This is a genomic window from Epibacterium sp. MM17-32, assembly GCF_022348205.1.
In the GTDB taxonomy this organism is placed as follows: domain Bacteria; phylum Pseudomonadota; class Alphaproteobacteria; order Rhodobacterales; family Rhodobacteraceae; genus Epibacterium.
Genome location: NZ_JAKRFC010000016.1, coordinates 42,259 through 64,695, shown reverse-complemented (window position 1 = coordinate 64,695; position 22,437 = coordinate 42,259). Strand labels below are relative to the sequence as shown.

Sequence of the window (22,437 nt, the reverse complement as noted above, 5' to 3'; positions counted from 1 at the left end):
CCATGTCCACAGCCCCAGATGACTGGATACGCAGCCCCGATCACCGGGCGTTTCTGAGTGCGGATGCGCGGCGTCAGTTTGATTTCTTCAAGGCCAGCGTGAACCCGGCGGGCGGGTTCTTCACGCTTGGCATCGACGGCGCGGCGCTGCCCTCTCCGGTGCAGGAGCTGCACAGCACCACGCGGTTGATCCATTCCTATGCCCTGGGGCAGATTGCCGGCCACCCGGGGTGCGAGGCGGTGATCGATCACGGCATGGCGTATTTGCAAAGCCACCACCTGGATCGCGAGCATGGCGGATTTCTCTGGGCGCTGTCGGGGCAGGATGTGCAGGACGGGCGCAAGCTGGCCTACGGGCATGTCTTCGTGCTGCTGGCGGCCTCCAGCGCATTGGCGGTTGCACATCCGGGCGCGCCGGCGCTGCTGGCGCAGATCGATGACATCCTCGATTCCCGGTTCTGGGACGAGGCGCGCGGGCTGTTTGTTGACGAGTGGAATCGCGACTGGACGCCGTTCTCCAGCTATCGCGGCCTCAATGCCAATATGCACGGGGTCGAGGCGCTGCTGGCGGCGTATGAGGCGACCGGGCGGGCCCGCTATCTGGAGCGCGCCGGGCGCATTCTCGATTTTCTGATCGGACGCATCGCCCCGGTGGAAGGCTGGCGCCTGCCCGAACATTATACCGAGGACTGGCAGGTGGATCGGAGCTATAGCGGCAATCCGATGTTTCGGCCCGCAGGGACGACGCCGGGGCATTCCTTTGAACTGGCCCGGTTGCTGCTGCACTATGATGCACTGTGTCCGGCGTCGGAGGAGACGCGGATCGCCACCGCGCGGACGCTGGCCTATCGCGCGCTGGAGGATGCCTGGGACGCGGAGCGCGGCGGGTTTGTCTACACGCTGGATTTCGACGGCAAGCCGGCGATCCGGGATCGCTACTGGTGGCCGGTGACCGAAGCGATCGGGGTGGTTGCGGCCTTGTTGAAGGTTGAACCGCAGGCGCAGGACGGGCGCTGGTACAGCCGCCTCTGGAACTGTGCCGAACGCCTGTTTATTGACAGCACCCGCGGCGGCTGGGTGCCGGAGGTGGACGACGCTGGCGTCGCTGTCAGTCGGCAGTTTCAGGGCAAGCCGGATATCTACCATTCGGTTCAGGCGGCGTTGTTCCCGCTGGCCCCGTCGGTGGCGGGTCACTATCGCGAACTGGCGGGTGTTCTGGCCTGCTGAATCCGGAGGAGCCCGGCCACGCGTTCTCAGGTGGAAGGCTCTATTGGCACCGGATCTGTGGTGGCTTCACAGCTGTGGTCCTGCGGGAAGATCATAGCGCGCCTCGAAACCGGAGGATCGCCCTGGCTGGGGGGCGCGCAGCGTCAGATGTCCACCTGCCTGTCGCGCAATCGTCTCCGCAATATGCAGGCCGATCCCAAACCCACCCCGATGCCCTTTGGATGTCTGGTAGCGCGTTTTGAGGCTGGCGAGCTCCGCATCGGTCATGGGGCTGCACTCATTCCGGACGATGACCCGCGCCGCCGCGTCCACTTCGATGCAGATACGCGAGGCATCAGGCGAATGTCTGAGCGCATTGTCGATCAGCACGCTTGCAAGGATGGCAAAGGAATCCGGATCGATGAAGGCCCAGACCGGGCACGGTGGCAGGGTTACGTCAATCCGAGATCGGAGGTTCGCATCGGGAACCGCCCCGTCGAGGACATGTGGGATCAACCGGCACACATCGGTTCGTCGCGGGGTTTGTGTCTGATCGGCTCTGGCGAGTTGCAACAGTCGCGTGACCAGCTTGCCCATACGCTGAAGGGCGGTTTCGATCCGTTGCAGGCCGGGGCGGACTTCGTCCGAGGCCGGGCCCTGCAACTGCTGCGCCTGGGCAAGGGCGATCGCGACCGGGGTGCGCAACTCATGTGCCGCATTGGTGGCAAAGGCCCGTTCCCGCTCCACAGCCTCTTGCAGCTTCTGCATCAGACTGTTGACGGCATTGGTGATCCCGCGAAGCTCTTTGGGTTGCGCGCTGACGTCGATCGGGTCGAGGTGCTTTTCGTTTCGCCTGCCAAGGTCCCCCCGCAGGCGGTCAACCGGAGACAGCGAGGCGCGGGCGATCCACCCCGCCGACAGATAAACCAGAGGCAAAAGCGCCAGCATGGGCAGAGCAAAGGCGATGAAGCCCCGGCGCAATACCCTGGTGCGGTCCTGTCTGCTGTCGCCGAAGGCCACGATCTTGCCGGCGGCATCGGGGGTGGTCACATAATAGACGTGGCTGTCGGTGACTTGAAAACCCGGCTGCAAGGGGTTCAGGTCCTGAGCATCCGGGACGTTCCCTGCGCTGTGCAACAGCATGCGTCCCTGGGGGTCGAACAAGGCATATCGCGGTTGCCTGAGTGATCGCGCGTCTGATCGCGTTGGTGTTGCCCCTGCCGCGGGGGCGGATGCGGGTAGGCGGGTCAGGACTGGATGCAGCGTTTCGGCGATCTCGCGCAGCCGCATGTCGCTGAACTGTTTCTGTTCCCTAGTGATGACAAACGCCGCCATGAGGATCGCCAGAAGCCAGATGACCAGGAAACCGAGGCTGGTGGTCAGGGCGACGCGGCGCCACAGGCTCATTCCACGCATTACGTCTCTCCCATGCGATAGCCAAACCCGCGCTGCGTGGTGATCGCCCCATGGCCGAGCTTGGCCCGAAGGCGGCTTATGTGGGCTTCGATCGCGTTGCTTTCGATCTCCCGGCCAAATTCATAGAGCGTGTCTTCCAGGTCAGATTTTGCCACCGCGATCTGCGGGGTGCGGCTCAACCGGTCCAGGATCGCCCATTCCCGGTTGGTGAGCGAAATAACCCGATCCCCCAACAGGACGCGCCGTGCTTGGGGAAGGATCCGCAATTGGCCAAAGATACGTTCCGGCGCGTAATCGTCGTCCTGCCGTCTGAGGATGGCATTGATCCGCGCGAGCACCTCATGGAGATCATAGGGTTTTATCACGTAGTCATCTGCGCCGGCTTCGAGGCCCTCGATCCGGTCGGAAATGCGATCATGGGCAGAGGCGATCAGGACCGGTGTAGAGTCCCTGTGATCCCGAATATGCCGCAGAAGTTGCAACCCGTTTCCGTCCGGAAGGCGCAAGTCCAGAACGATCAGCGCATAGGACACGCTGCGTACCGCAGCCATAGCATCCGCGACACAGGTCACATGGTCCACCGCATGGGCGGCCTGGCGGAAGTGATCCGTTACCGCCTGTGCCAGATCGGTTTCATCCTCAACAAGCAAAATGCGCATGCGGTTTCCTCGCGGATAGGTCAAAGCGGTATGTGACGGCGCTCCGGCCCGCACGGCCCGCGTTTACGCGTACCACACGGACACCTTGGCGCGTCAGCTCAGGTCAAAGCCCGTCTGCGGCGCAGACGTCTCCATGTCCGCGTCAGGCCCGACCAGGTCAAGGTCTGGGCGAGAATTCCCCAAAGTCCACCGGCAACGCTTTGCCACAGCGTGTGTTTTTCGGCTTCGATCCGGCTGCCGGCGACATATCCTGCGGACAGCACCGCGGCCACCTGTCCCACCCGGCTGCTGTTGAGGCAGGTTTGCAGCAATCCCGTCGCGCCGAATGCGGCGGCGGCGGTGTGCCCGGAGGGCATGCCTTTCAGGCCACCATTGGGGCGCCGGTTGATACTATGACTGCCGAGCAGATGTTTCGGGGTTTGAATGCCAAAGGTCAGCAGCACGAAGCGGCCGAGGTATTCGGGGCCGCGCCCACGGGCCACAGTGCATATCAGCGCCGCCATCGGCAGCGTCACCTGGAGACTGTCTCCGACTCTTTCGTTGGTGCCGCGTCCGGTCACCACGCACATGAGGAGGAGGACCAGGAGAATCTGCGTCATGTATCGCGCTGCCCAAGCGATGATGTGTGTGGCACGTCGGGCCGCCATTGGCCCCCATTGGAATATGCGCATCGTGAGACCCTGATGTCTGTTGTCGATCTGCGCATCTGTGTCGTGTGAAGCTTACGGCGCGCTTACGGGGGTGGGTCAGCCTGCCAATAAAGTACAGCTGCGGGTGGGCGCGGCAGGGGGCAGGCGTTCTGCGACGCGATGTCAGGCGCCACCCGACCCTACCGAACCCCGGCGTTGCAGGCGGTCCCGGTACTTTGCCAGCGCCCGGTCCAGAGCCGCGTCCGCATCGATGTCATTCTCTGCGGCAAAGGCAAGAAGGCTGAACAGAAGATCCCCCAGCTCGTCGCGCAGCGCATCGGTGGCCGCCATCGGATGCGCGCCATAGTCGGTTGCCTTGAGGATCTCCTTGCAGACTTCGCCAAGCTCGCTTTGCATATCCAGCAGCCGATGTGCGGCGGGGCAGTGTAGCCCGGCGTCGGCAATAAACTGGCTCACTTTGTCTTGCGATGATGTCATCTTGGGTCTCCTGTGCGGGGAGGGCGCGCCCTTTGCCTAGAGCGGCTCGATCAGCGGCAGGTCCGGCATGGCGGAGGGTCGGGCGCGATAGAGCTCCGGCTGTACTTGTTCGATTACCGGCGGGCTGTCCGCCTCGAGCAGGGCAAAGGCGCGCTGTACCAGCATCTTGTGCCGCTGCCGCATCATATGGACCGGAAAGCGCAGCAACTGGCCAAACGGTTCGTAGTCGAAACAGCCAAAGGCGCAGGCCGACAGCTCGTGTTCGGGCAGGGTCGCCAGAAACCGGAGCGCGCCCTCGAACACCGAGTCGGAATTGATGAACAATCCCGCCGGCAAACCGCCAAGGCGGGTGTAAAGCTCGGTGATGCTGCGGGTCGCGGCATCCAGATCGTAAGTCGAGGCCAGGATCTGGTCAGGCGCGACCCGACCGACCTGTGCGTACATTTCTTCGCTAAAGCCCGCGACCCGGTTCTTGGTCGAAGGCAGGGTCTGATCGCCGCCGAGAAAATAGATCGTATCCCGCGGACCGGGGCCCAACGTCGTGCCACGTGCGGCCATCGAGGCGATGATCTCGCGCGTCAGGATGCGCGCCCCGGTGCGGCTGTCCGTGACCACCGAAGGGGCGATGTCGCAGGGCTGGTCGACAAACACATGGGGAATGGCCGCGGCCCGGCATTGGCGGCTCAGATCATCCGGGGCGACGGAGCCGACAAAGAAGATCGCATCGATCGACCAGGAGGTGAGGTCGGCAACGGTGGAGCGTTCTTCCTCGGGATCGCGTTCGGTGGAGATGATCACGGGGCACTGATTGCGGGCCCGCACCTCGCGCGAGAAGGTCTGGGCAATGTTTGAGAAGAACCGGTTGTACTCCGGCATCAAGAGCGCCACCAGACCGGAGCGCGACGTGCGCAGGGCGCGGGCCTGAAGGTTCGCGGAATAGCCGTGTTCCCGGGCGATCGCGATAATGCGTTCGGCCGTTGCCTGTGCGATGCGACGTTTCTTCCACGTGCCATTCAACGCGGCGCTGACCGTGGAGGGTGAGGCGCCCGCGCGTTTGGCGATATCGTAGATCGTCTTTTTCTGCGTGTCCGTCATGACCATGACATAGGCGACAAATGCGCGGCTGACTATCGGATGTGAATAGCCGTTGACAGTTTGTCCTGTTTGCGTGTTACTTTGCAACATCGATTGTGCAGCCAGGAATCGCTGTTTGCCACGACCGCCGGGGAGGCGCGTGGCTTTTTTAAGCACTCGATGCGCAATCGGTTGTGCAACCTGTAACAGGTGCTGCATCAACAGCGGCACGGGCGTGGTCCGTGCAAGGGAGGAAGACATGAAAACAATGACCGGACTGGTCAGCGCATTGGCGTTGACCGTTGGAATGGCGACCACTGCGGTTGCCGAAACATCCATGGGGATCGTCGTCAAGATCGGCGGCATTCCGTGGTTCAACGCCATGGAAGACGGGATTGAACGCCGCGCCGCCGAATTGGGCGTCGATGCGGAAATGATCGGCCCGGTTTCGGCAGATCCCGCCCTTCAGGTGCAGGCGATCGAGGATCTGATCGCAAAAGGTGTCGACGTGATTGGCGTGGTCCCGAATGACGAGGCCGCATTGGAGCCCGTGCTCAAGAAGGCGCGCGATGCCGGCATCATCGTGATCTCGCACGAAGGGCCGGGGCTTGAGAATGTCGACTGGAATTTCGAACTCGCCTCGGCCGAGGGTTTTGGCGAGGCGCATGCCAAGCTGCTGTCCGACAAGACCGAAGAGGGCGGCAGCTATGCGGTCTATGTGGGGTCGCTGACGGTGCCTTTGCACAATGCATGGGCTGATGCGGCAATTGCGTGGATGGAGGAAAACCGTCCTGACATCAAGATCGTGGGGGATCGCTATGGCGTCGCGGAGAATGTCGATGACAGCCGGTCGACCGCGCTTGACCTGATTGCCGCAAACCCGGACCTCAAGGGCTTTCTTGCCTTTGGCAGCCAGGGGCCGATCGGCGCGGGCCGCGCGGTGGAGGAACGCCGCAAGACCGGTGAAATCCAGGTCATGGGTCCGTTCTCGCCGGGGCAGGGGCGTAAGATGATCCACTCGGGCGTGCTGACCGGCGGCTACATGTGGAACCCGGCACAGGCAGGCGAGGTTTTTGTCACTCTCGGCGAGATGCTGGTGGAGGGCGAAAAGATCGAGTCCGGCACCGATATTCCGGGTCTCGGCGTGGTCGAACCCGATGTCGAAGGCCGCGATATCATCACCGACAACCTCTTGGAGATCAACGCCGAGACGGTGGACGATCTGGCCGAAAAAGGGCTCTGAGCGCCTGACCATCCGGCGGATGAGGGCACAGGCGCGGCCTTGCCTTCATCTGCCCAGCAAACAGAGGTGATCCATGACACCTGCTCCGGCAGAACAATTTGCGCTGCGCTTGCACAAGGTCTCCAAGTCCTTTGGCGGGGTGCAGGCGTTGAAACAGGTCGATTTCGAAGTGCGCGCGGGCGAGGTGCATTGTCTCGCGGGCGAGAACGGCTGCGGAAAATCGACCCTTATCAAAGTGGTAACAGGGGTGCACCAGCCTGAACAGGCAGGATTGATCGAACTCTTCGGTGAGGCTGTTGAACGGATCACGCCGGTGCAGGCCCGTCAACGCGGCGTGTCGGTGATCTGGCAGGATCTCGCGCTGTTTCCACATATGAGCGTGGCGGAAAACATCGCCTTTGACGATCTGGTTGGCCTGCAACCCCGGTCGGTGCGCTATCGCGAAATGGTCGAAAGATCCGGCGAGGTTCTGTCCCGCCTAGGGGTCAACATGGATCTGGCCGCGCCGCTCAACGATCTGCCGATTGCGCAGCGGCAGGTGGTGGCGATTGCGCGGGCGTTGATGAACGACGCGCGGCTCATTTTCATGGATGAACCAACAGCGTCTTTGACCCAATCCGAAACCGACCGCTTGCTGGACATTGTGCGCAAACTCTCCGCTGCCGGGGTCGCCATTGTGTTTGTCAGTCACCGTTTGGCAGAGGTGCTCGATATTGCAGAACGGGTCACGGTGGTCCGGGATGGCAATCTGGTCGGAGTGTACCCGACCGAAGGGATGACGCAGGCCCGATTGGGGGAACTGATGACCGGGCATCTGATCGAACACGAGGTGGTCGCGCGGGATCTGCCTGACGCAGATGTCGTGTTCGAGGCCAAGGGCCTGTCGCGTCAGGGTGAATTTGCCGATGTGTCTTTTGACATTCGTGCGGGCGAGGTCCTGGGGCTGACCGGGCTGATCGGCGCCGGGCGAACCGAGCTGGCCCATGTGATGATGGGGCTGCGCCCCGCCGATACGGGAGAGATGCGGCTGGAAGGAGCATCATACCAGCCCGGTAGCATCCGCGACGCAATCAGGCGCGGGCTGGCGTATGTTTCCGAAGATCGCCTCTCGCTCGGTCTTCTTCAGAAACAATCAATTGCCGACAACACGGTGATTTCGATTTTGCAAAAACTGACCACGGCAACCGGACTGATCTCGGATCGTGACAAAGCGGCGACGGTCGGGCACTGGATCCGCGAACTCGGCGTCAAGATTGGCGCGCCCGAGGATGCGATCTCGACCCTGTCCGGCGGCAATCAGCAGAAGGTGGTGCTGGCCAAATGGCTGGCCACGGAACCGCGCCTGTTGATCCTCGACAGCCCCACCGTGGGGGTCGATGTCGGCGCGCGTGCGGGCATTTTCCGCATCGTTCGCACCTTGGCGGAAGAGGGGCTGGCGATCCTGTTGATCTCGGATGAGGTCACCGAGGTCATGTATCATTCCGACCGCATCCTGCACATGGCGGATGGCCGCATTCGCCAGACCTATGACCCGCGTGACATCACTGTCCCCCAACTTGAGGAGCGGATCTATGCGTGATCTCTTACGCCCCTATAAGATCGAGTTTCGGCTGGCCGTGGTGCTGGCGCTCATCTGTATCGCGTTGGCCGTGGCCGCGCCGCAATTTGCCACCTTGCCCAACCTGACCTCGCTCCTGAACAACAGTGCAGTGAACCTGATCTGGGCGGTTGGGCTGCTGGTTGTTCTGATTGCAGGCGGGATTGATATCTCTTTTGCGGTGGCCTCGTCGGTGGTGCAGTACATCGCCGCCAAGCTCCTGATCAGTGTCGGCGGAGGCAACTGGTTGCTGGGGTTCCTGTTTTGCGGCTCACTCGGCATCCTGCTTGGGCTGCTCAATGCGTGGCTGATCCACGGTTTCCGCATCATCTCGATCGTGGTGACAATCGCCACATTCAACGCCTTTTTCGGTCTGCTGATGTTCTTCAGCGGCGGGCGCAACATCTACGATCTGCCCGATTGGTGGACCGCGCGCATCTTCATCTTCGAGCATGAAAACGCGCAAGGCATCTGGTCGGAGCTGACACTGTCGGTCGCAGTGATGATCGGCTGCGTGATCGCCACCTGGGCACTGATCCAGCGCAGCAATATTGGCCGCCAGCTTTATGCATTCGGCGACAATCCCGAAGGTGCGCGCCGTGCCGGCGTTAATATCGCCGTGATGCAGGGGGTCGCCTTTGGCTGGATGGGGTTGATGGCGGGTATTGCCGGTCTCTGTCAGGTCAATATCGTAAAGGAGGTGGTGCCCAATGCACTGTATGGCCGCGAGTTGGAGGTCCTGGCTGCGGTTGTTCTGGGGGGTGCCCGGCTGGGCGGCGGCAAGGGGACCATTTTGGGCTGCATCCTCGGCGTCATGTTTGTCGCCATCACGCAAAACGGGCTGAACTTGCTCGGGGTGTCGCCCTTTGCCTTCCAGATGATTATCGGCGCCGCCATCCTGATCGCCATTTCAACATCCAATATCGATCTGTCGCTGCGGCCACGTCGCAAGGAGGCCCGCTCATGACCGCGCTGTTGTCACGCCTGTCCCGGATCAAAACCGGGCCGAATGGAGAAAACCTCGGGTTGTTGGCTCTGCTGGGCCTGCTGGTGTTGCTCTTCTCACTGGCCTCGCCGCGGTTCCTGAGCGGCGCAAACCTGGGGTCGATGGGATTTCAGATGCCATTGCTTGGTCTGCTGACCCTGGCGATGTTGGCACCGATCCTGTCGGGAGGCCTGAACCTCGCCATTGTGTTTACCGCGAATATCTGCGGGCTGACGCTGGCGTGGACCATCATGCAGTTCGGCGGGGCCGAAGCGGGCATCGGGGCCTTTATACTCGGGGGCGCGCTGGCCTTGCTGGTCGGAGCGCTGGCGGGCGCTGCAATGGGGGCGGTGGTCGCCTATGTGGGCGCGCATCCGATCCTTGTGTCGCTTGCGATGATGATCTTTCTGCGGGGGCTGGGCGAGTTCCTGACCCGCGGCGGCGACATATCCGGCTTTCCCGACTACATGCGTGTTCTGGGTCATGGCTCTCTGATCGGTATTCCCGTGCCGCTGATCCTGTTTGGCCTGATCGCGCTTGGATGGCATGTGTTGCTACGCCGCACGCCACATGGGTTTTCGGTCTATATGACCGGCTCCAACATGCGGGCGGCGGAGTATGCGGGCCTCAATGCCAAGCGCACGCTGGTGCTGATCTACACGCTGTCCGGGGTGCTATGCGCGATCGCGGGCATCCTGATGGCCGCGCGGTTCAATTCGGTGCGCGTGGGTCACGGTGAGGCCATGCTGCTGATTACGGTGCTGGCCTGTTTCCTCGGCGGGATTGATCCCTTTGGCGGGCATGGCCGCGTTGCCCCCGTCATCATCGCGCTGGTGATCCTTCAGGTGCTGTCTTCGGGCCTCAATCTGATCGGCGCCAATCAACATCTCGCAACGGCCGTATGGGGCCTGTTTCTGATCGCCGTCATGGTTCTGCGATCCGGCCGCCTGCGGCAAATATTCGACGTATTCTCCGGAAAGGATAAGTAATGCAAGGGTTTGGCGTACATACCAGCATGTGGACAATGAATTGGGATCGCGACGGCGCGGAGCGTGCGGTCGCGGGGGCAGAGGCCTATGGGGTCGATTTCATCGAAATCCCGATGCTGCGCCCCGCAGAGGTCGACACCGCCCATACTGCGGGTCTGCTGGACCGCAGCGGTCTGCGGGCGGTTTGTTCCCTCGGGTTGCCAGAACAATACTGGGCATCGGTCAACCCGGAGGGCGCGATCACCTATCTGAAACTCGCGATCGATAAAACCAAGGCCTGCGGCGCCGAGGCCCTGTCCGGGGTAACGTTTGGCGGGATCGGGCAGCGTACCGGCACCTATCCGACCGAAGGGGAATACGACAACATCGCCCGCGTGCTGGAGGCCTCGGCGGCTTATGCGAAATCGGTCGGGCTGCTGTTTGGCATCGAGCCGGTGAACCGCTACGAGAACCATCTGATCAATACCGGCTGGCAGGCGCGCGACCTGATCGAGCGGGTGGGCTCGGACAACATCTTTATTCACCTCGACACCTATCACATGAACATCGAGGAAAAAGGCGCCGCCAACGGCATCCTCGATGCGCGGGAGTATCTGCGCTACATCCACCTGTCCGAAAGTGATCGTGGCACCCCGGGAGAGGGATGCTGCGACTGGGACGAAGTCTTTGCCACCCTGAAAGCGATTGACTTCAAAGGCGGGCTGGCGATGGAGAGCTTTATCAACATGCCGCCCGAAGTGGGGTTTGGCCTGGCCGTCTGGCGCCCGGTGGCGCGGGACCATGACGAGGTGATGTCCAAGGGCCTGCCGTTCCTGCGCAACAAGGCTGCGCAATACCGGCTGATCTGATGGCGCATGTGGTCGATATGCAGGGCCTCTGTGCCGAGGCGCTCGCCCTGATGGCGACACCGGGACGGCGGTTTCTGGCGATTGCCGGGGCGCCGGGCTCTGGCAAGAGCACCACTGCGGCAAGGCTGCATGCGTGGCTGGAGACCCAGCGCCCCGGCGAAAGCGCTGTGCTGCCGATGGACGGGTTCCATTTTGATGATGCCGTTCTGGAAGCAATGGGGCGGCGGCCGTGGAAGGGCGCACCCGATACGTTCGACGTCGGCGGTCTGCATGCGATCTTGCGGCGGCTTCGGGATGATCACGAAGACAGGGTCGCCGTGCCGGTGTTTGATCGCGATCTGGAAATTTCACGCGGTTCGGCGCGTCTGATCGATCAACGGGCCCGGCTGGTGATCGTGGAGGGCAACTACCTGCTTCTCCGCCAATCCCCTTGGGATCGGGTGCAGGCCCTCTTTGACAGAACCGTGCTGATCGAGGTGCCAGAGCCTGTGCTGGCGGCAAGACTGCGGCAGCGCTGGCAGAGCTATCGGCTGAGCGACATCCAGATCCAACAGAAACTGGAGGCAAACGACTTGCCCAACGGGCGACTGGTGATCGCCCGGAGCGGGGTACCGGATCTGGTGCTCCGGGAGGAGGAAGAGGAAACCGTATGACCAAAGGCGACAGGATGCAGTATTTCGTCGGCGTGGATGTGGGCACGGGATCGGCCCGCGCGGGTGTTTTTGATGCCCAGGGTCATTTGTTCGGGAGTGCGAAGCGCGACCTCGACATGTATCGCTCTGATGCGGGGCATTTCGAACAATCCAGCGCCCAGGTCTGGCAAGCGGTCTGTGACTGCGTGCGCGCGGCCGTGGCCGAAGCGGCGGTCGATCCGGATCTGATCGCAGGCATCGGGTTTGACGCCACCTGTTCGCTGGTGGTGCAGGGGGCGGTGTCCGGGGTCGGTGACCCCCGTCATCCGGAGCGCGACATTATCGTCTGGTCCGATCATCGCGCCCGTGCCCAGGCGGAGCGGATCAATGCCGGCGGGCATGCCGTGCTGGATTATGTCGGTGGTCGCATTTCCCCAGAGATGCAGACGCCCAAGCTGCTCTGGCTGCGCGAAAACCTGCCGGAGGTCTATGTGTCTGCGGCGCATTTCTTTGATCTCACGGATTTCCTGACCTGGAAAGCCAGCGGCGCAACCGACCGTTCGATCTGTACCGTGACCTGCAAATGGACCTATCTGGCACATGAAAACCGTTGGGACGCGTCCTATTTCCAAAGCATCGGGCTTGGCGATCTGGCCGATCAGGGGTTTGCCCGGATCGGTACCGAGGTGGTGCCCGCGGGCACGTCGCTGGGCACCGGTCTGACGCCCGAGGCGGCGCTCGAGATGGGGCTGCGGCCGGGGGTCGCGGTCGCTGCCGGCTTGATCGATGCGCATGCAGGAGGGGTGGGCACTGTCGGGGCCAGTGGCACGCCGAATGCCGCGCAGGACACCATGGCCTATGTGTTTGGGACCTCGTCCTGCACCATGACCTCCAGCGCGACGGCATGTTTCGTGCCCGGGGTCTGGGGGCCCTATCAGTCCGCGATGGTACCGGGGTTGTGGCTCAATGAGGGGGGGCAGTCGGCGGCGGGCGCGGCGTTGGATCAGCTGACAGCCTCGCACCCTGCAAGTGCCGAAGCCGCCCAACGCGCGGCGGAGCGCGGCATGGGGCTGACGCATTGGCTGGCCGACGAGGCGCTGAGCAAGGTGGCACATCCCGGCGATGCGGTCTCGCTGGCGCGCGGGCTGCATGTGGTGCCGGAATACCTGGGGAACCGGGCGCCCTTCGCCGATCCCGGTCGCCGCGCCGTTGTGGCCGGGCTGGGGGTGCAGCGAGGCGTCGATAGTCTTGTTGCGCTTTATGTCGCCGGGCTGTGCGGGTTGGCCTACGGGCTGCGCCAGATCCTCGACGCCCAGTCCGCCCAGGGCCTGGAGGTCAGCGCGCTGTCGGTGTCGGGCGGTGCGGGCACGCACCCGCTGTCGTGTCAGGTGCTGGCGGATGCAACCGGGCTGCCGGTGGATGTCACTGAGAGCGCAGAGCCGGTCTTGCTGGGGTCGGCCATGCTGGCGGCGGTTGCGGCAGGACGATATGGCGCTTTGGCAGATGCGATGCCGCAGATGTCGCGGGTGGCCCGGCGGGCGCTGCCCGATGCCGCGCGCGTCCGGATTCACCAAGGCCGCTATGATGCCTTTGCAAGGCTGCAAGCGACGGCGGCAGACCTGACACCGCAGAGCTGACGCCGCCGCCGGGCGGTCAGCGGCTTTGCAACAGGCTGGCGACCGCTTTGGACAGGTCGATCATCGCCGCGTTGCGGGTTTCAAAGGGTGCGCGGGCATCGGCCAGGTAAATGGCGATGAAATAGGGATCATCCGCCGCGGGGGTGACCATGGCGATCAGATTGCGGGTGGTGTCGCCACTGCCGGATTTGTCCGCCACCTGCCACGTACCCGGAACGTAGGATCGCAACAGGGCGCCGGTCACGCCGCCCTCGCTCATCCAGGTCCGGAGCTGCGCCTGCGATGCTCCGGACAACACGTCACCGGTGATCAGGGCCTGCAGCGTTGCGGCCATGGCTGCGGGGGTCGAGGTGTCCTGCATCCCATCTTTGGCGGGGGTGTTCAGCTCCGGTTCACGGCGGTCGAGCCGCCCGACAGTGTCGCCGCTGTCGCGCAGGAAGCGCGTCAACGCCGCCGGCCCGCCGATGCGGTCAAGCAGCAGGTTCGCGGCGGTATTGTCGCTCATGTCCAGCGTCGCCTGGCACAGCTCCGCCAGTGACATCTCCTGGCCGACCCGGGCCTGGGTGACGGGCGCATAGGAGAGAAGGTCCTGTTCCGTAACGGTTATAGTGTCTTCCAGCTCCATCATTCCGTCATCGACGTCCTTCAGGACCTTGGCACACAACAGCACCTTGAAGGTACTGTTGAGCAGAACCCGGTCCTCCGCCCGGTGATGCCAGTGCCAATCCGAGCCGCTGTCCCGGATCACCAGCCCGATCTTTGCGTCCAGCTGCTGCTCTATGCGTCGAACGGTGTCGCTCAGTTCCGCCTCGGGGGGCTGTGCCGCGGCGGGCGAGGCCGCCAGAAGAGCGAGGGCCAGGGCCGGGAGGGCCGGATGTCGCAGGCCTCGGAGAAGATGCATGTCTTGGGTTCCTTCGTGTCGCGCGCAGGGCCGCACTCTGGCCGCGACGACGGCCAGGGGCAGAGACGGATCTGCGGATTTTGTGGGTGCGACATCACTTGATGTCATGGCAATGAGCTATAGAAAGCCGAAATGCATCACAAACGACAAATTATCACAGATGCCATAAGCTGAGGTAATGACATGGACCGTCCGGATCTGCCCTTGAACGCGCTGCGGGTTTTTGAAGTCGCAATGCGGCAGGGCAACTTCACGCGCGCGGCGATTGAGTTGCGGGTGTCGCAGGCGGCCGTCAGCCATCAGATCGCGCGGCTCGAAGATCGGCTTGGCACCGCGCTGTTCCTGCGCACATCGGCGGGGCTGGTGCCCACGGACGAAGGCCGCGCCCTGTTCCCGGTGGTCGAACACGCGCTGGACACCATGGGGCGGGCCCTGGACCGCATCACCGGTCAGCACAATGTCGAAGTGCTGAAGCTGGGTGTGGTGACCACCTTTGCCGTTGGCTGGCTGCTGCCGCGGTTGTCCGAGTTTCACCGATGCCATCCGGATATTGAGGTACGGGTTTCGACGCATAACAACCGGGTTGAGATCCTGCGCGAGGGACTGGATATGGCGGTCCGGTTTGGCGCGGGGCAGTGGACGGGGCTGGACAGTGTGCCGCTGTTGCAGACCCCGTTGGCACCGCTTTGTTCCCCCGAGATTGCAGCGCGTCTGCAGAGGCCCGAGGATCTGGGGCGTGCGCCGCTGCTGCGCAGCTACCGGAGCGATGAGTGGCCGCGGTGGTTTGCCACTGCGGGTCTGGCCTGTCCGGCGCTCACCGGGCCGACGCTGGATTCTTCTGTTGCTCTGGCGGATCTTGCGGAACGCGGTGACGGTGTCGCCTTGCTGCCTGTTGAAATGTTCCGCCAGCGTATTGAGGCCCGGCGCCTGGTCCAGCCCTTCAGTGCGACCGTGTCGACGGGCCGGTACTACCTCAGCTGGCCGAGTGATCGGCCGCTGACCCCGGCGATGAGTGTCTTCACGCGCTGGATCAGACAGATGTGCGAGGCCTGAGACGCCTGTCTCCCGCTTTGTGCGCCTATGGCGGAGGGCTGCCGGTCGTAGGCCCTCTGGCGGCACACCGCACCTTAAAAGCCTTACCGACAACTGGCGCTGCTCTTTTTTTAACATAACCAAGATTATGTGGGGGTATGCATCCTGCGCAATTTCCGACCCTCCGGCGGTCTGCGCCTAGTCGAACCACTCGCTCCAACCGGCCAGATAGTATTCCAGCAGGCGATGCGTTTGCAGGCTGTTTGAGGCCACGTCAACCGGACCGGTGTCGGCGCCAAAGGTCTGTGCCGCGGTCCAGACCTCTGGCGTCAGGTAGCCAAGCCCGTCCGGTAAACGGAGTGACCGAGGCCGTTGTGGCTGAGGTGTCGCAAGCACGAAGCCCCAAGCGCCAAAGCTTGGCACATAGGTGTGATACGGCAGGACATGAAGCCCGTCGCCGGGGGACTGCGGGTTGCGCGTGGTTCGAAGGGTCTTGACCACCGACCAGAACGCATCGCGTGCAAACAGGGGCGAGCCAGCCTGGGTGACCAGAACACCCTGCCCACTCAGCCGTTCGACCAGAAGACCATAGAACTGGCGCGAATAGAGACGCGACAAGGCCAGAGACTTTGGATCCGGAAGGTCGAGGATCACCACATCAAAGATCTGGGTGGTGTCTTCGACAAATTGCCACGCATCCTGATTGACAACCGTCACACGGGGATCCGCGAAAGCGTGGCTGTTGAGTGCTGCCAGATGGGGTTGGGTGCTGAAGATTTCGGTGACCCGGGGGTCCAGATCCACCAGGGTGACGGCCTCCACATCCCGGTGGCGCAGGACCTCGCGCAGGGCCATGCCATCGCCGCCACCAAGAACAAGCACCTGATTGCGGCGCGGCGCCATCCCCATCGCGGGGTGGACCAGCGGTTCGTGATAGCGATGTTCGTCCATACTGTCGAACTGGATCGAATAATCCAGAAACAGCCGCGTGCGGTCCCGGAAACGGGTGACCGTGATCTGCTGATAGGGCGTCGCCTCGGAGAAGATCACGTCATCCTCGAACAGCTCCGCTTCGGTCAGCGTCACCATGCGATCCGCATGAAACAATGCGACCAGGGTCACCGCGAAGGCCACTACCCAGGCCGCAAGCTGGCCGATGTTGAGATGGGATCGGAACAGCCAGATTGAAAATCCCGCCACCGCCAGGTTCAGCGCGCCAAAGGCGAGGCTGGCCGCCATCAACCCCAGATGCGGAATGACAAAGAACGGAAAGGCCAGAGACGCCACCAGCGCGCCGATATAGTCGACACTCAGAACGTTCTCGAAGCGGAATTTGGCGGCGCCTGTGTTCTCCAGCACGCGGGCGATCAGCGGGATTTCCATGCCGGAAAACACCCCCGCCAACCCCAGCAGCGTATAGAGCGGCACCGCCACGTCACCGGACCACGCATAGGTGAAGAACAGAACCGGCGCCATGAAACCGCCGCAGATCCCAAGCAGGATCTGCACCCAGACAAAGGCGCGAAAGGCGTTGTCAAAGTAGCGCGACATCCACGCGCCCAGGCCCATGGCAGACAGGAACAGGCCAATGACGATCGAGAACTGCCGCACGCTGTCGCCCAGCAGATAGCTCGACAAGGTGGCGGCGATCAGCTCGTAGATCAGGCCGGCGGCCGCGATCAGGAAGGTGGCAACAAGAAGCCAGATCTCGCGCCCGCGGGCCAGAGTCATGAGACCAGCACGGCCGCGATGATGATGGCCACGGCGATGAACAGCAGACCGATCAGGATGGCAAGTGCGATGTTCTGATCCTCCTCGATTTCCTTGATGATCGGGAAGGGTGTCAGCCAGTCGATGCATTTCCAGACCAGCCCCATCAGCGCGACACCGAGCATGGTGTAGAAGATGGTGCTGATCACTTCGGTGATCTGGATGGCAGAGAGATAATCCATGGCGGCCTCGCTGGAGTTACTGGGCGTCACTTGACGCGGGAATTGGCAGAATATCCGCCCCCGAAGGAGCCAATGCGGACGGAACGGTCGAGATCGCGGCTCTCACCACCGTAGCCCCAGTAGCCGACATAGGCAGAGGCGGACACGGCGGTGGCCACAAAGAGAAGGGCGATCAATCGGATCGGGGTCATGGCAGGTCAGTCCTCGTCGGTCCAGTCGCATCCTTGCCAGCGCCGCGCATGGTGCAGAACCTGGCGCGCGGTCATCAGCGCAAACAATGCGATAAAAAACAGTCCGCTCCTCAGCGCCCAACTGCCGCTTGTCAGCCCCTCTCGCACTGTGAGCGATACCTCTCGGATTGGAGTGCCGGGCGCTGTGGCGGGCCAGTTGCCGGCCTCTGACAGGTCGAGGAACAGCGCATGCGTTCCCGGGGTCTCTGGTCGGAACCGGACGCGGGCGGTCCGGTTGCCTTCGCTCCATCTGCCGTCCTTGTCGCTGCCGGTGTAGTATTCGATGCCGCGCCCGATCCCGAACAGCGGGTCGTCCTCCGGTCCGGTCACTTCCATGTCGAAATAGGCCCAGCTGTTGTTGACGGGGCCGGACAGTTCGATTTCCACCAGCTGGTTGGCGGTCGCAACCGCAAAGGGCACCTCCACGGGCAGGTCATTCACCGCATAGGTGGTGTTGAGCACGGTGCTGCCGCGCCCCCCGCTGAGGATCAGGGCCAGCAGCAGGCAGAGGCCGGCACCACAGAGCCAGAGACGGCGCAGGAAGTCGTGGTTGGGTCCCTTGCGCAAGGGCTGCTCCGGGTGCACCCCGGAGGGGCGCAGTCCGAGATCGGTGCCAAAGGCGTCATTGGCCTCGGCGGGGGTCACGTAGGTGCTGATTTCGACCTCGTCCTCCTGCCCGGTGCGGCTGAAGTGCAATGCAGCCCGCGCGGCCACGACGGTCACGGTGGTCACCCGGTCCGCGATTTGGGGCCGGTAGGAGAATTCCCCGGCCACATAGATCGCCTCGCTGGTGGAGGTTTCATAGTATTTGAACCACATGCCGCGAAACTTCAGCCGAGGTTGCGCAGGCGCCCGCTCCACCTCGGCGGGGGTCAGCATCCGTGATGTGCGCACGCGGCGGCTCAGCGTCAGGTGGTCGTTTTCCAGCGTCAGCCAGACATAGCCATGGGTCGGCGAATAGAGTTGGAAATCCACCCAGAGCGCGCTTTGACCGGCCCAGCGTTCGTACTGCTCGATCAGGCCGATCACGGTATAGTCGACGCCGTGGAGGTGGCAGCGCATGCCGATCTCGATCGGCGTTGAGGTCTGGCGTTTGCGATCATGCTGGCCGAGGAGCTTGTAATTGTCCTGCGCGTTCAATGTGCTGCCGCAATAGGGGCAGATGTGTACCTCCACACGCCCGCCGCCCAACACATCGAGCCCTGCCCCGCAGCAGGTGCAGTTGATCGCCACAAGCGCGGCGCTGCGAGTCATGCGCCGGCCTCCCGGATCTGGAGCTCGAACGGATCAATCCAGCAGCCGACAAACCAGGCTTCTCCGCCGGTCCAGAATTCGGCTGACAGCAGGTTGCCATCGGGCCCCTGAGCATTCACGAAGTCATGCGCGTCCTGACATCGCAGCGCCTCGTCGAAACTGCCGCGTAGCGCTTCGCAGGTGGCTGTTTCGGCCTCCACAACGCGATACCGGCTGCCGTCCAGTGTCAGGTGCTCGCCCAGTTGAAACGGCGGGCGGTGCCGGGGGCGTTTCGCCGGCGCCAGCGGCCATTGCAGGACCAGATCGCCCTCGTCCACAGACAGCCAGCAGGAGCTGCCCTCTCCGTCCAGGCCCCAGAATTCGTCCCAGAAACCGCGGCCATAGGAAAACCGGGCATGGCCCAAGACCTGCATTCTATAGCTGTGCCCCTGTTCCCAGTTGGGGAGGATCAGCTGCGCGCCCAATCCGAACATCATCGGCGCCGCGTGCATGTCGCCGGCTGTCCCCATGGGGGTGACGCCAGGCCCATCAAGAACGAGCGTTGTCCCACAGTGGGTACAGTTGGTCATCTTGATAAGCGCCAGACGCACCGCAACCGAAGATCCGCAATTGGGGCAGCTAAACTCTGTCATGGGCGCAACTTGCGCGAATGGTTCCGAATATCAAGTCTCCATTTGGCTGCGCTGGGGGTGAGATCCGGCCGCGATCACACGCGCTGCTCGCTCACCACGACACCGGCCAGGGCGCCGCGTTTGGAAGGCCCGGGTTGCTGTATTCGGCAGGGGCGAATTATCCCTTCAAGAATGGGTGCATTATCAGATCTGAAGTAATCACCAAATGTCTTCGTGCCGCAGTCTGGCGGACGCGGGCTCCTCCGGAGCGCGTGTTCCCGTGCCGGGCCTGCTGGCGCTGACCAAGGACGCTTGAACCGGCGTCGCACCAACAAGAGACATATATCATGACGCTTATCAAACGCACCAAAGCCGTGGCGCTGACCCGCTATCTGCCTGCCGATGACCCTGATGCCTTTTTCGATACGGAATTGCCGGTGACGGCGCCGACGGGACGCGAGGTGCTGGTCGAAGTGAAGGCCATCTCCGTTAACCCGGTGGACACAAAGGTCCGCGCGCCAAAGGACAAGGTGGAAACGACCCCTCGGGTGCTGGGCTGGGATGCCTCCGGTGTGGTCGTGGCAACCGGCCCGGAGGCGACGCTGTTTCAACCCGGGGATGAGGTCTACTACGCCGGAGACATCACCCGCCCAGGCTGCAACCAGCACTATCATCGCGTGGACGAGAGAATTGTGGGACACAAGCCCCGAAGCCTGACCCACGCCGAAGCCGCCGCCCTGCCCCTGACCACGATCACCGCCTACGAGGCCCTGTTTGACCGGCTGGGGATCGACCGCGACGGTGCGGATGCGGGCCAGACGGTCCTGCTGATCGGAGGCGCCGGTGGCGTCGGTTCGGTGGCGATCCAGTTGGCGAAACGCGCGGGATTGACGGTGATCGCCAGCGCCTCGCGCCCGGAAACCATCGCCTGGGTGCAGGACATGGGAGCCGACCACACGGTCAATCATCACGATGACATGGTGGCGCAGACCCGGGCGCTCGGGTTCCATCACGTCGATCACATCGCGATTTTCAACGACATGCGCCATTGGGACACGGCGGTGGAACTGATCCGCCCGCAAGGGGGGATCGTGTCGATCGATGACACCGACCTGCCAATGCCGATGGCGGGCCTGAAGACCAAGGCGGCCTCGCTGCACTGGGAGTTCATGTTCGCCCGCGCCATGCACCAGACCGCGGATATGATCGAACAGCATAAATTGCTGAGTTTCGTCGCCGCCGAGATTGATGCCGGACGCCTGCGCAGCACGGTGACGGAGGTCCTGACACCCATCAATGCCGACACCTTGCGGCAGGCGCATCAGGCGATCGAGACCGGTTCTGCCAAAGGCAAGATTGTCCTGAGCGGGTTCTGATCCCGACAGAACGTCACCTCAACCGGGCGGGAGGCGGGGGACGCCTCTCCCCTCGCCTTCGGGCTGGTGTGCGCGGGGCCTGGGGTGGCCTTGCGCCGCCTCAGACGGCGAGAAACCCGCCATCCACCGGCAGGACCGCGCCGGTGATCATGGCAGATCCCTCTGACAGCAGCAAAGCGACGCTGGCTGCGACCTCCTCCACTTCGGCGAAGCGACCGACAGGATGGCGGACCATCATGGGCTGGGATTTTTCCGGCGCGGACCATGCCTCCACCGCAAGGTCCGTGAGGGTGATGGTTGGCGCGATGCAATTGACGCGAATGCCGTGAGGGCCAAATTCCTTGGCCATGACCCGGCTGGCACCTTCCAGCCCGGCCTTTGAGGCCGCATAGCACAGGTGTTCGGCAAACCCCCGATGCCCCGCGATCGAGGTGATATTGACGATCGCGCCACCCCCACCTGCGGCGACACGCGCGCGCGCAAACGCCTGACAGGTGATGAGGGCTGCCCGCAGGTTGATGCCCAGCACCGCCTCATAGCCCGCATCGGTCATGTCGAAACTGCTCTCCAGCACGTTGATGCCCGCGCTGTTGATCAGGAAATCTGCGGGCCCTGCCTCTGCCATTGCATCACGTGCGGCCTGCGGGTCAGACAGGTCTGCCTGCACCGTTCGGCAGTCGATTTCGGCGGCGAGGCTCTGAAGGTCGGCCTGCGTCCGGCTGATCGCGATAACGCGCGCGCCCTGCCCTGCCAGATAGAGGGCGCAGGCCCGGCCGATGCCCTTGCCCGCACCGGTAATGATGACGCTTTTGCCGTCAAAACTCATGACTCTTCCTCCGCTTGATTGAGGTCACCTGTCCGCATTGTCCGAAAGGGGCGCTACATCCGCTCAAACGCGGTCGGCATCACGATCACTTCGCGCACCGTGACCTGCCGTTTGCGTGTCAGCATGAATTCCAATGCGTCGGCCACCTCTTCGGGGTCCATCAGCGCCCCGGCCTCTTTGGCCTTGCGCAGGTTTTCCTCGGGCCAATCGGCCAGCAGCGCCGAGACCACAGGGCCGGGCGACACCTGCGCGACCTTTACGCCATACGGGATCATCTGGCGGCGAATGCCCTGCATAAAGCTGGTGATCGCCCATTTAGAGCCTGAATAGACCGGCTCCCAATAGGCCGGGTAATGTCCGGCAATCGAGTTTGTCACCACGATGTCGCCGCTCTTGCGCTGCATCATATGGGGCAAGACCGCCTGAATGTTCTTCATCACCGCATTGATGTTGAGGTTCAGCATCCGGTCGATGGCCGCCGGGTCGCTCTGCCACAGGTCGCCGCCGATATATGCGCCGGCATTGCAATACAGGATGTCGATCTGAGCCACTTTGGCGAGGATCTCGGGCACCATCGCATTGCAGCTGTCCACGTCCAGCAGGTCGGTCACCTGCGCCACAGCGTGATCGCCATATTTTGCAACCAGATCCGCCAGCGCGGCGGCATTCCGGTCAACCATCACGACCTTGCAGTCATTCCTGAGAAGCATCTCGACGGCGGCCAGACCGATACCGGAGGCCGCACCGGTCACTACGGCGACCTTGCCCTTGAGCGATTGAGACATTCGCGAATTCTCCTGATTTTTGTTTTGGGGGAGATTTTGTGCAGAGGGAGCGGGCGAC

The 22,437-nt window shown here is 63.0% G+C and carries 23 protein-coding genes; 10 read left to right on the top strand and 13 right to left on the bottom strand.

The window, feature by feature from the left end:
• The first annotated feature begins 2 nt into the window (after positions 1–2).
• A complete protein-coding gene (locus MHM88_RS19700; RefSeq protein WP_239368459.1) occupies positions 3–1,226 on the top strand; it encodes an AGE family epimerase/isomerase in 1,224 nt (407 codons plus the stop codon).
• A 66-nt stretch (positions 1,227–1,292) separates the two neighbouring features.
• On the opposite strand, the gene MHM88_RS19695 is transcribed toward MHM88_RS19700, so the two are convergent.
• From MHM88_RS19695 to MHM88_RS19675, 5 genes are all read right to left on the bottom strand, one after another.
• Positions 1,293–2,621 (bottom strand): HAMP domain-containing sensor histidine kinase, encoded by a 1,329-nt coding sequence (locus MHM88_RS19695; protein WP_239368457.1) that lies wholly within the window; start codon positions 2,619–2,621, stop codon positions 1,293–1,295.
• A complete protein-coding gene (locus tag MHM88_RS19690) occupies positions 2,621–3,280 on the bottom strand; it encodes a response regulator transcription factor (protein ID WP_239368455.1) in 660 nt (219 codons plus the stop codon). The genes MHM88_RS19695 and MHM88_RS19690 overlap by 1 nt, the downstream gene beginning before the upstream one ends.
• Before the next feature lie 98 nt (positions 3,281–3,378).
• Positions 3,379–3,879: a phosphatase PAP2 family protein gene (locus tag MHM88_RS19685; RefSeq protein WP_239368453.1), complete on the bottom strand. Its 501-nt coding sequence runs from the start codon at positions 3,877–3,879 to the stop codon at positions 3,379–3,381.
• A 213-nt stretch (positions 3,880–4,092) separates the two neighbouring features.
• On the bottom strand, positions 4,093–4,407 hold the full coding sequence (locus MHM88_RS19680) for a MazG-like family protein (protein WP_239368451.1): 315 nt from the start codon (positions 4,405–4,407) through the stop codon (positions 4,093–4,095).
• Between the two features lie 36 nt (positions 4,408–4,443).
• Entirely contained in the window at positions 4,444–5,502 is a 1,059-nt protein-coding gene (locus MHM88_RS19675) for a LacI family DNA-binding transcriptional regulator (protein ID WP_239368449.1), read from the bottom strand.
• Between the two features lie 238 nt (positions 5,503–5,740).
• On the opposite strand from MHM88_RS19675, the gene MHM88_RS19670 reads away from it, so the two are divergent.
• The 7 genes from MHM88_RS19670 to MHM88_RS19640 all read left to right on the top strand — a co-directional run bounded on the left by MHM88_RS19670 (position 5,741) and on the right by MHM88_RS19640 (position 13,412).
• Positions 5,741–6,724, top strand: a complete 984-nt coding sequence (locus MHM88_RS19670; protein ID WP_239368447.1) for a substrate-binding domain-containing protein — start codon at positions 5,741–5,743, stop codon at positions 6,722–6,724.
• Between the two features lie 73 nt (positions 6,725–6,797).
• A complete protein-coding gene (locus tag MHM88_RS19665; protein ID WP_239368445.1) occupies positions 6,798–8,303 on the top strand; it encodes a sugar ABC transporter ATP-binding protein in 1,506 nt (501 codons plus the stop codon).
• Positions 8,296–9,288 carry an ABC transporter permease gene (locus tag MHM88_RS19660; protein WP_239368443.1) on the top strand — a complete coding sequence of 331 codons (993 nt, stop codon included), beginning with the start codon at positions 8,296–8,298 and terminating at the stop codon, positions 9,286–9,288. The genes MHM88_RS19665 and MHM88_RS19660 overlap by 8 nt, the downstream gene beginning before the upstream one ends.
• Positions 9,285–10,295 (top strand): ABC transporter permease, encoded by a 1,011-nt coding sequence (locus MHM88_RS19655; protein WP_239368441.1) that lies wholly within the window; start codon positions 9,285–9,287, stop codon positions 10,293–10,295. Before MHM88_RS19660 ends, MHM88_RS19655 begins: the two co-directional genes overlap by 4 nt.
• Positions 10,295–11,143 (top strand): sugar phosphate isomerase/epimerase family protein, encoded by an 849-nt coding sequence (locus MHM88_RS19650; RefSeq protein WP_370687517.1) that lies wholly within the window; start codon positions 10,295–10,297, stop codon positions 11,141–11,143. The genes MHM88_RS19655 and MHM88_RS19650 overlap by 1 nt, the downstream gene beginning before the upstream one ends.
• The gene (locus MHM88_RS19645) at positions 11,143–11,796 is read left to right on the top strand and encodes a nucleoside/nucleotide kinase family protein (RefSeq protein WP_239368437.1); all 654 of its coding nucleotides are present in this window, start codon (positions 11,143–11,145) and stop codon (positions 11,794–11,796) included. The genes MHM88_RS19650 and MHM88_RS19645 overlap by 1 nt, the downstream gene beginning before the upstream one ends.
• Positions 11,793–13,412, top strand: a complete 1,620-nt coding sequence (locus MHM88_RS19640; protein ID WP_239368435.1) for an FGGY-family carbohydrate kinase — start codon at positions 11,793–11,795, stop codon at positions 13,410–13,412. The genes MHM88_RS19645 and MHM88_RS19640 overlap by 4 nt, the downstream gene beginning before the upstream one ends.
• Positions 13,413–13,428: 16 nt before the next feature.
• Here the strand turns inward: MHM88_RS19640 and bla are convergent, their stop codons facing one another.
• Positions 13,429–14,313 carry a class A beta-lactamase gene (gene bla / locus MHM88_RS19635; protein WP_239368433.1) on the bottom strand — a complete coding sequence of 295 codons (885 nt, stop codon included), beginning with the start codon at positions 14,311–14,313 and terminating at the stop codon, positions 13,429–13,431.
• A 183-nt stretch (positions 14,314–14,496) separates the two neighbouring features.
• On the opposite strand from bla, the gene MHM88_RS19630 reads away from it, so the two are divergent.
• Entirely contained in the window at positions 14,497–15,366 is an 870-nt protein-coding gene (locus MHM88_RS19630; protein WP_239368431.1) for a LysR family transcriptional regulator, read from the top strand.
• 177 nt (positions 15,367–15,543) lie between these two features.
• Here the strand turns inward: MHM88_RS19630 and MHM88_RS19625 are convergent, their stop codons facing one another.
• The 5 genes from MHM88_RS19625 to MHM88_RS19605 are packed head-to-tail and all read right to left on the bottom strand — an operon-like array spanning position 15,544 to position 19,413.
• Positions 15,544–17,076: a polyamine aminopropyltransferase gene (locus MHM88_RS19625; RefSeq protein ID WP_239368429.1), complete on the bottom strand. Its 1,533-nt coding sequence runs from the start codon at positions 17,074–17,076 to the stop codon at positions 15,544–15,546.
• Positions 17,073–17,297, bottom strand: a complete 225-nt coding sequence (locus MHM88_RS19620) for a DUF350 domain-containing protein (protein WP_239368427.1) — start codon at positions 17,295–17,297, stop codon at positions 17,073–17,075. Before MHM88_RS19620 ends, MHM88_RS19625 begins: the two co-directional genes overlap by 4 nt.
• A 26-nt stretch (positions 17,298–17,323) precedes the next feature.
• A complete protein-coding gene (locus MHM88_RS19615) occupies positions 17,324–17,488 on the bottom strand; it encodes a hypothetical protein (RefSeq protein ID WP_239368425.1) in 165 nt (54 codons plus the stop codon).
• 6 nt (positions 17,489–17,494) lie between these two features.
• Positions 17,495–18,781, bottom strand: a complete 1,287-nt coding sequence (locus MHM88_RS19610) for a DUF4178 domain-containing protein (protein ID WP_239368423.1) — start codon at positions 18,779–18,781, stop codon at positions 17,495–17,497.
• Positions 18,778–19,413 carry a DUF4178 domain-containing protein gene (locus MHM88_RS19605; RefSeq protein ID WP_239368421.1) on the bottom strand — a complete coding sequence of 212 codons (636 nt, stop codon included), beginning with the start codon at positions 19,411–19,413 and terminating at the stop codon, positions 18,778–18,780. The genes MHM88_RS19610 and MHM88_RS19605 overlap by 4 nt, the downstream gene beginning before the upstream one ends.
• A gap of 326 nt (positions 19,414–19,739) precedes the next feature.
• Here MHM88_RS19605 and MHM88_RS19600 point away from each other — a divergent pair, with 326 nt between their 5' ends.
• Positions 19,740–20,768, top strand: a complete 1,029-nt coding sequence (locus MHM88_RS19600) for a zinc-binding alcohol dehydrogenase family protein (RefSeq protein ID WP_239368419.1) — start codon at positions 19,740–19,742, stop codon at positions 20,766–20,768.
• Between the two features lie 100 nt (positions 20,769–20,868).
• Here the strand turns inward: MHM88_RS19600 and MHM88_RS19595 are convergent, their stop codons facing one another.
• Both MHM88_RS19595 and MHM88_RS19590 read right to left on the bottom strand, forming a co-directional pair.
• Positions 20,869–21,594 (bottom strand): SDR family oxidoreductase, encoded by a 726-nt coding sequence (locus tag MHM88_RS19595; RefSeq protein WP_239368417.1) that lies wholly within the window; start codon positions 21,592–21,594, stop codon positions 20,869–20,871.
• Between the two features lie 53 nt (positions 21,595–21,647).
• Positions 21,648–22,379: an SDR family oxidoreductase gene (locus MHM88_RS19590; RefSeq protein WP_239368415.1), complete on the bottom strand. Its 732-nt coding sequence runs from the start codon at positions 22,377–22,379 to the stop codon at positions 21,648–21,650.
• Positions 22,380–22,437 lie beyond the last annotated feature (58 nt).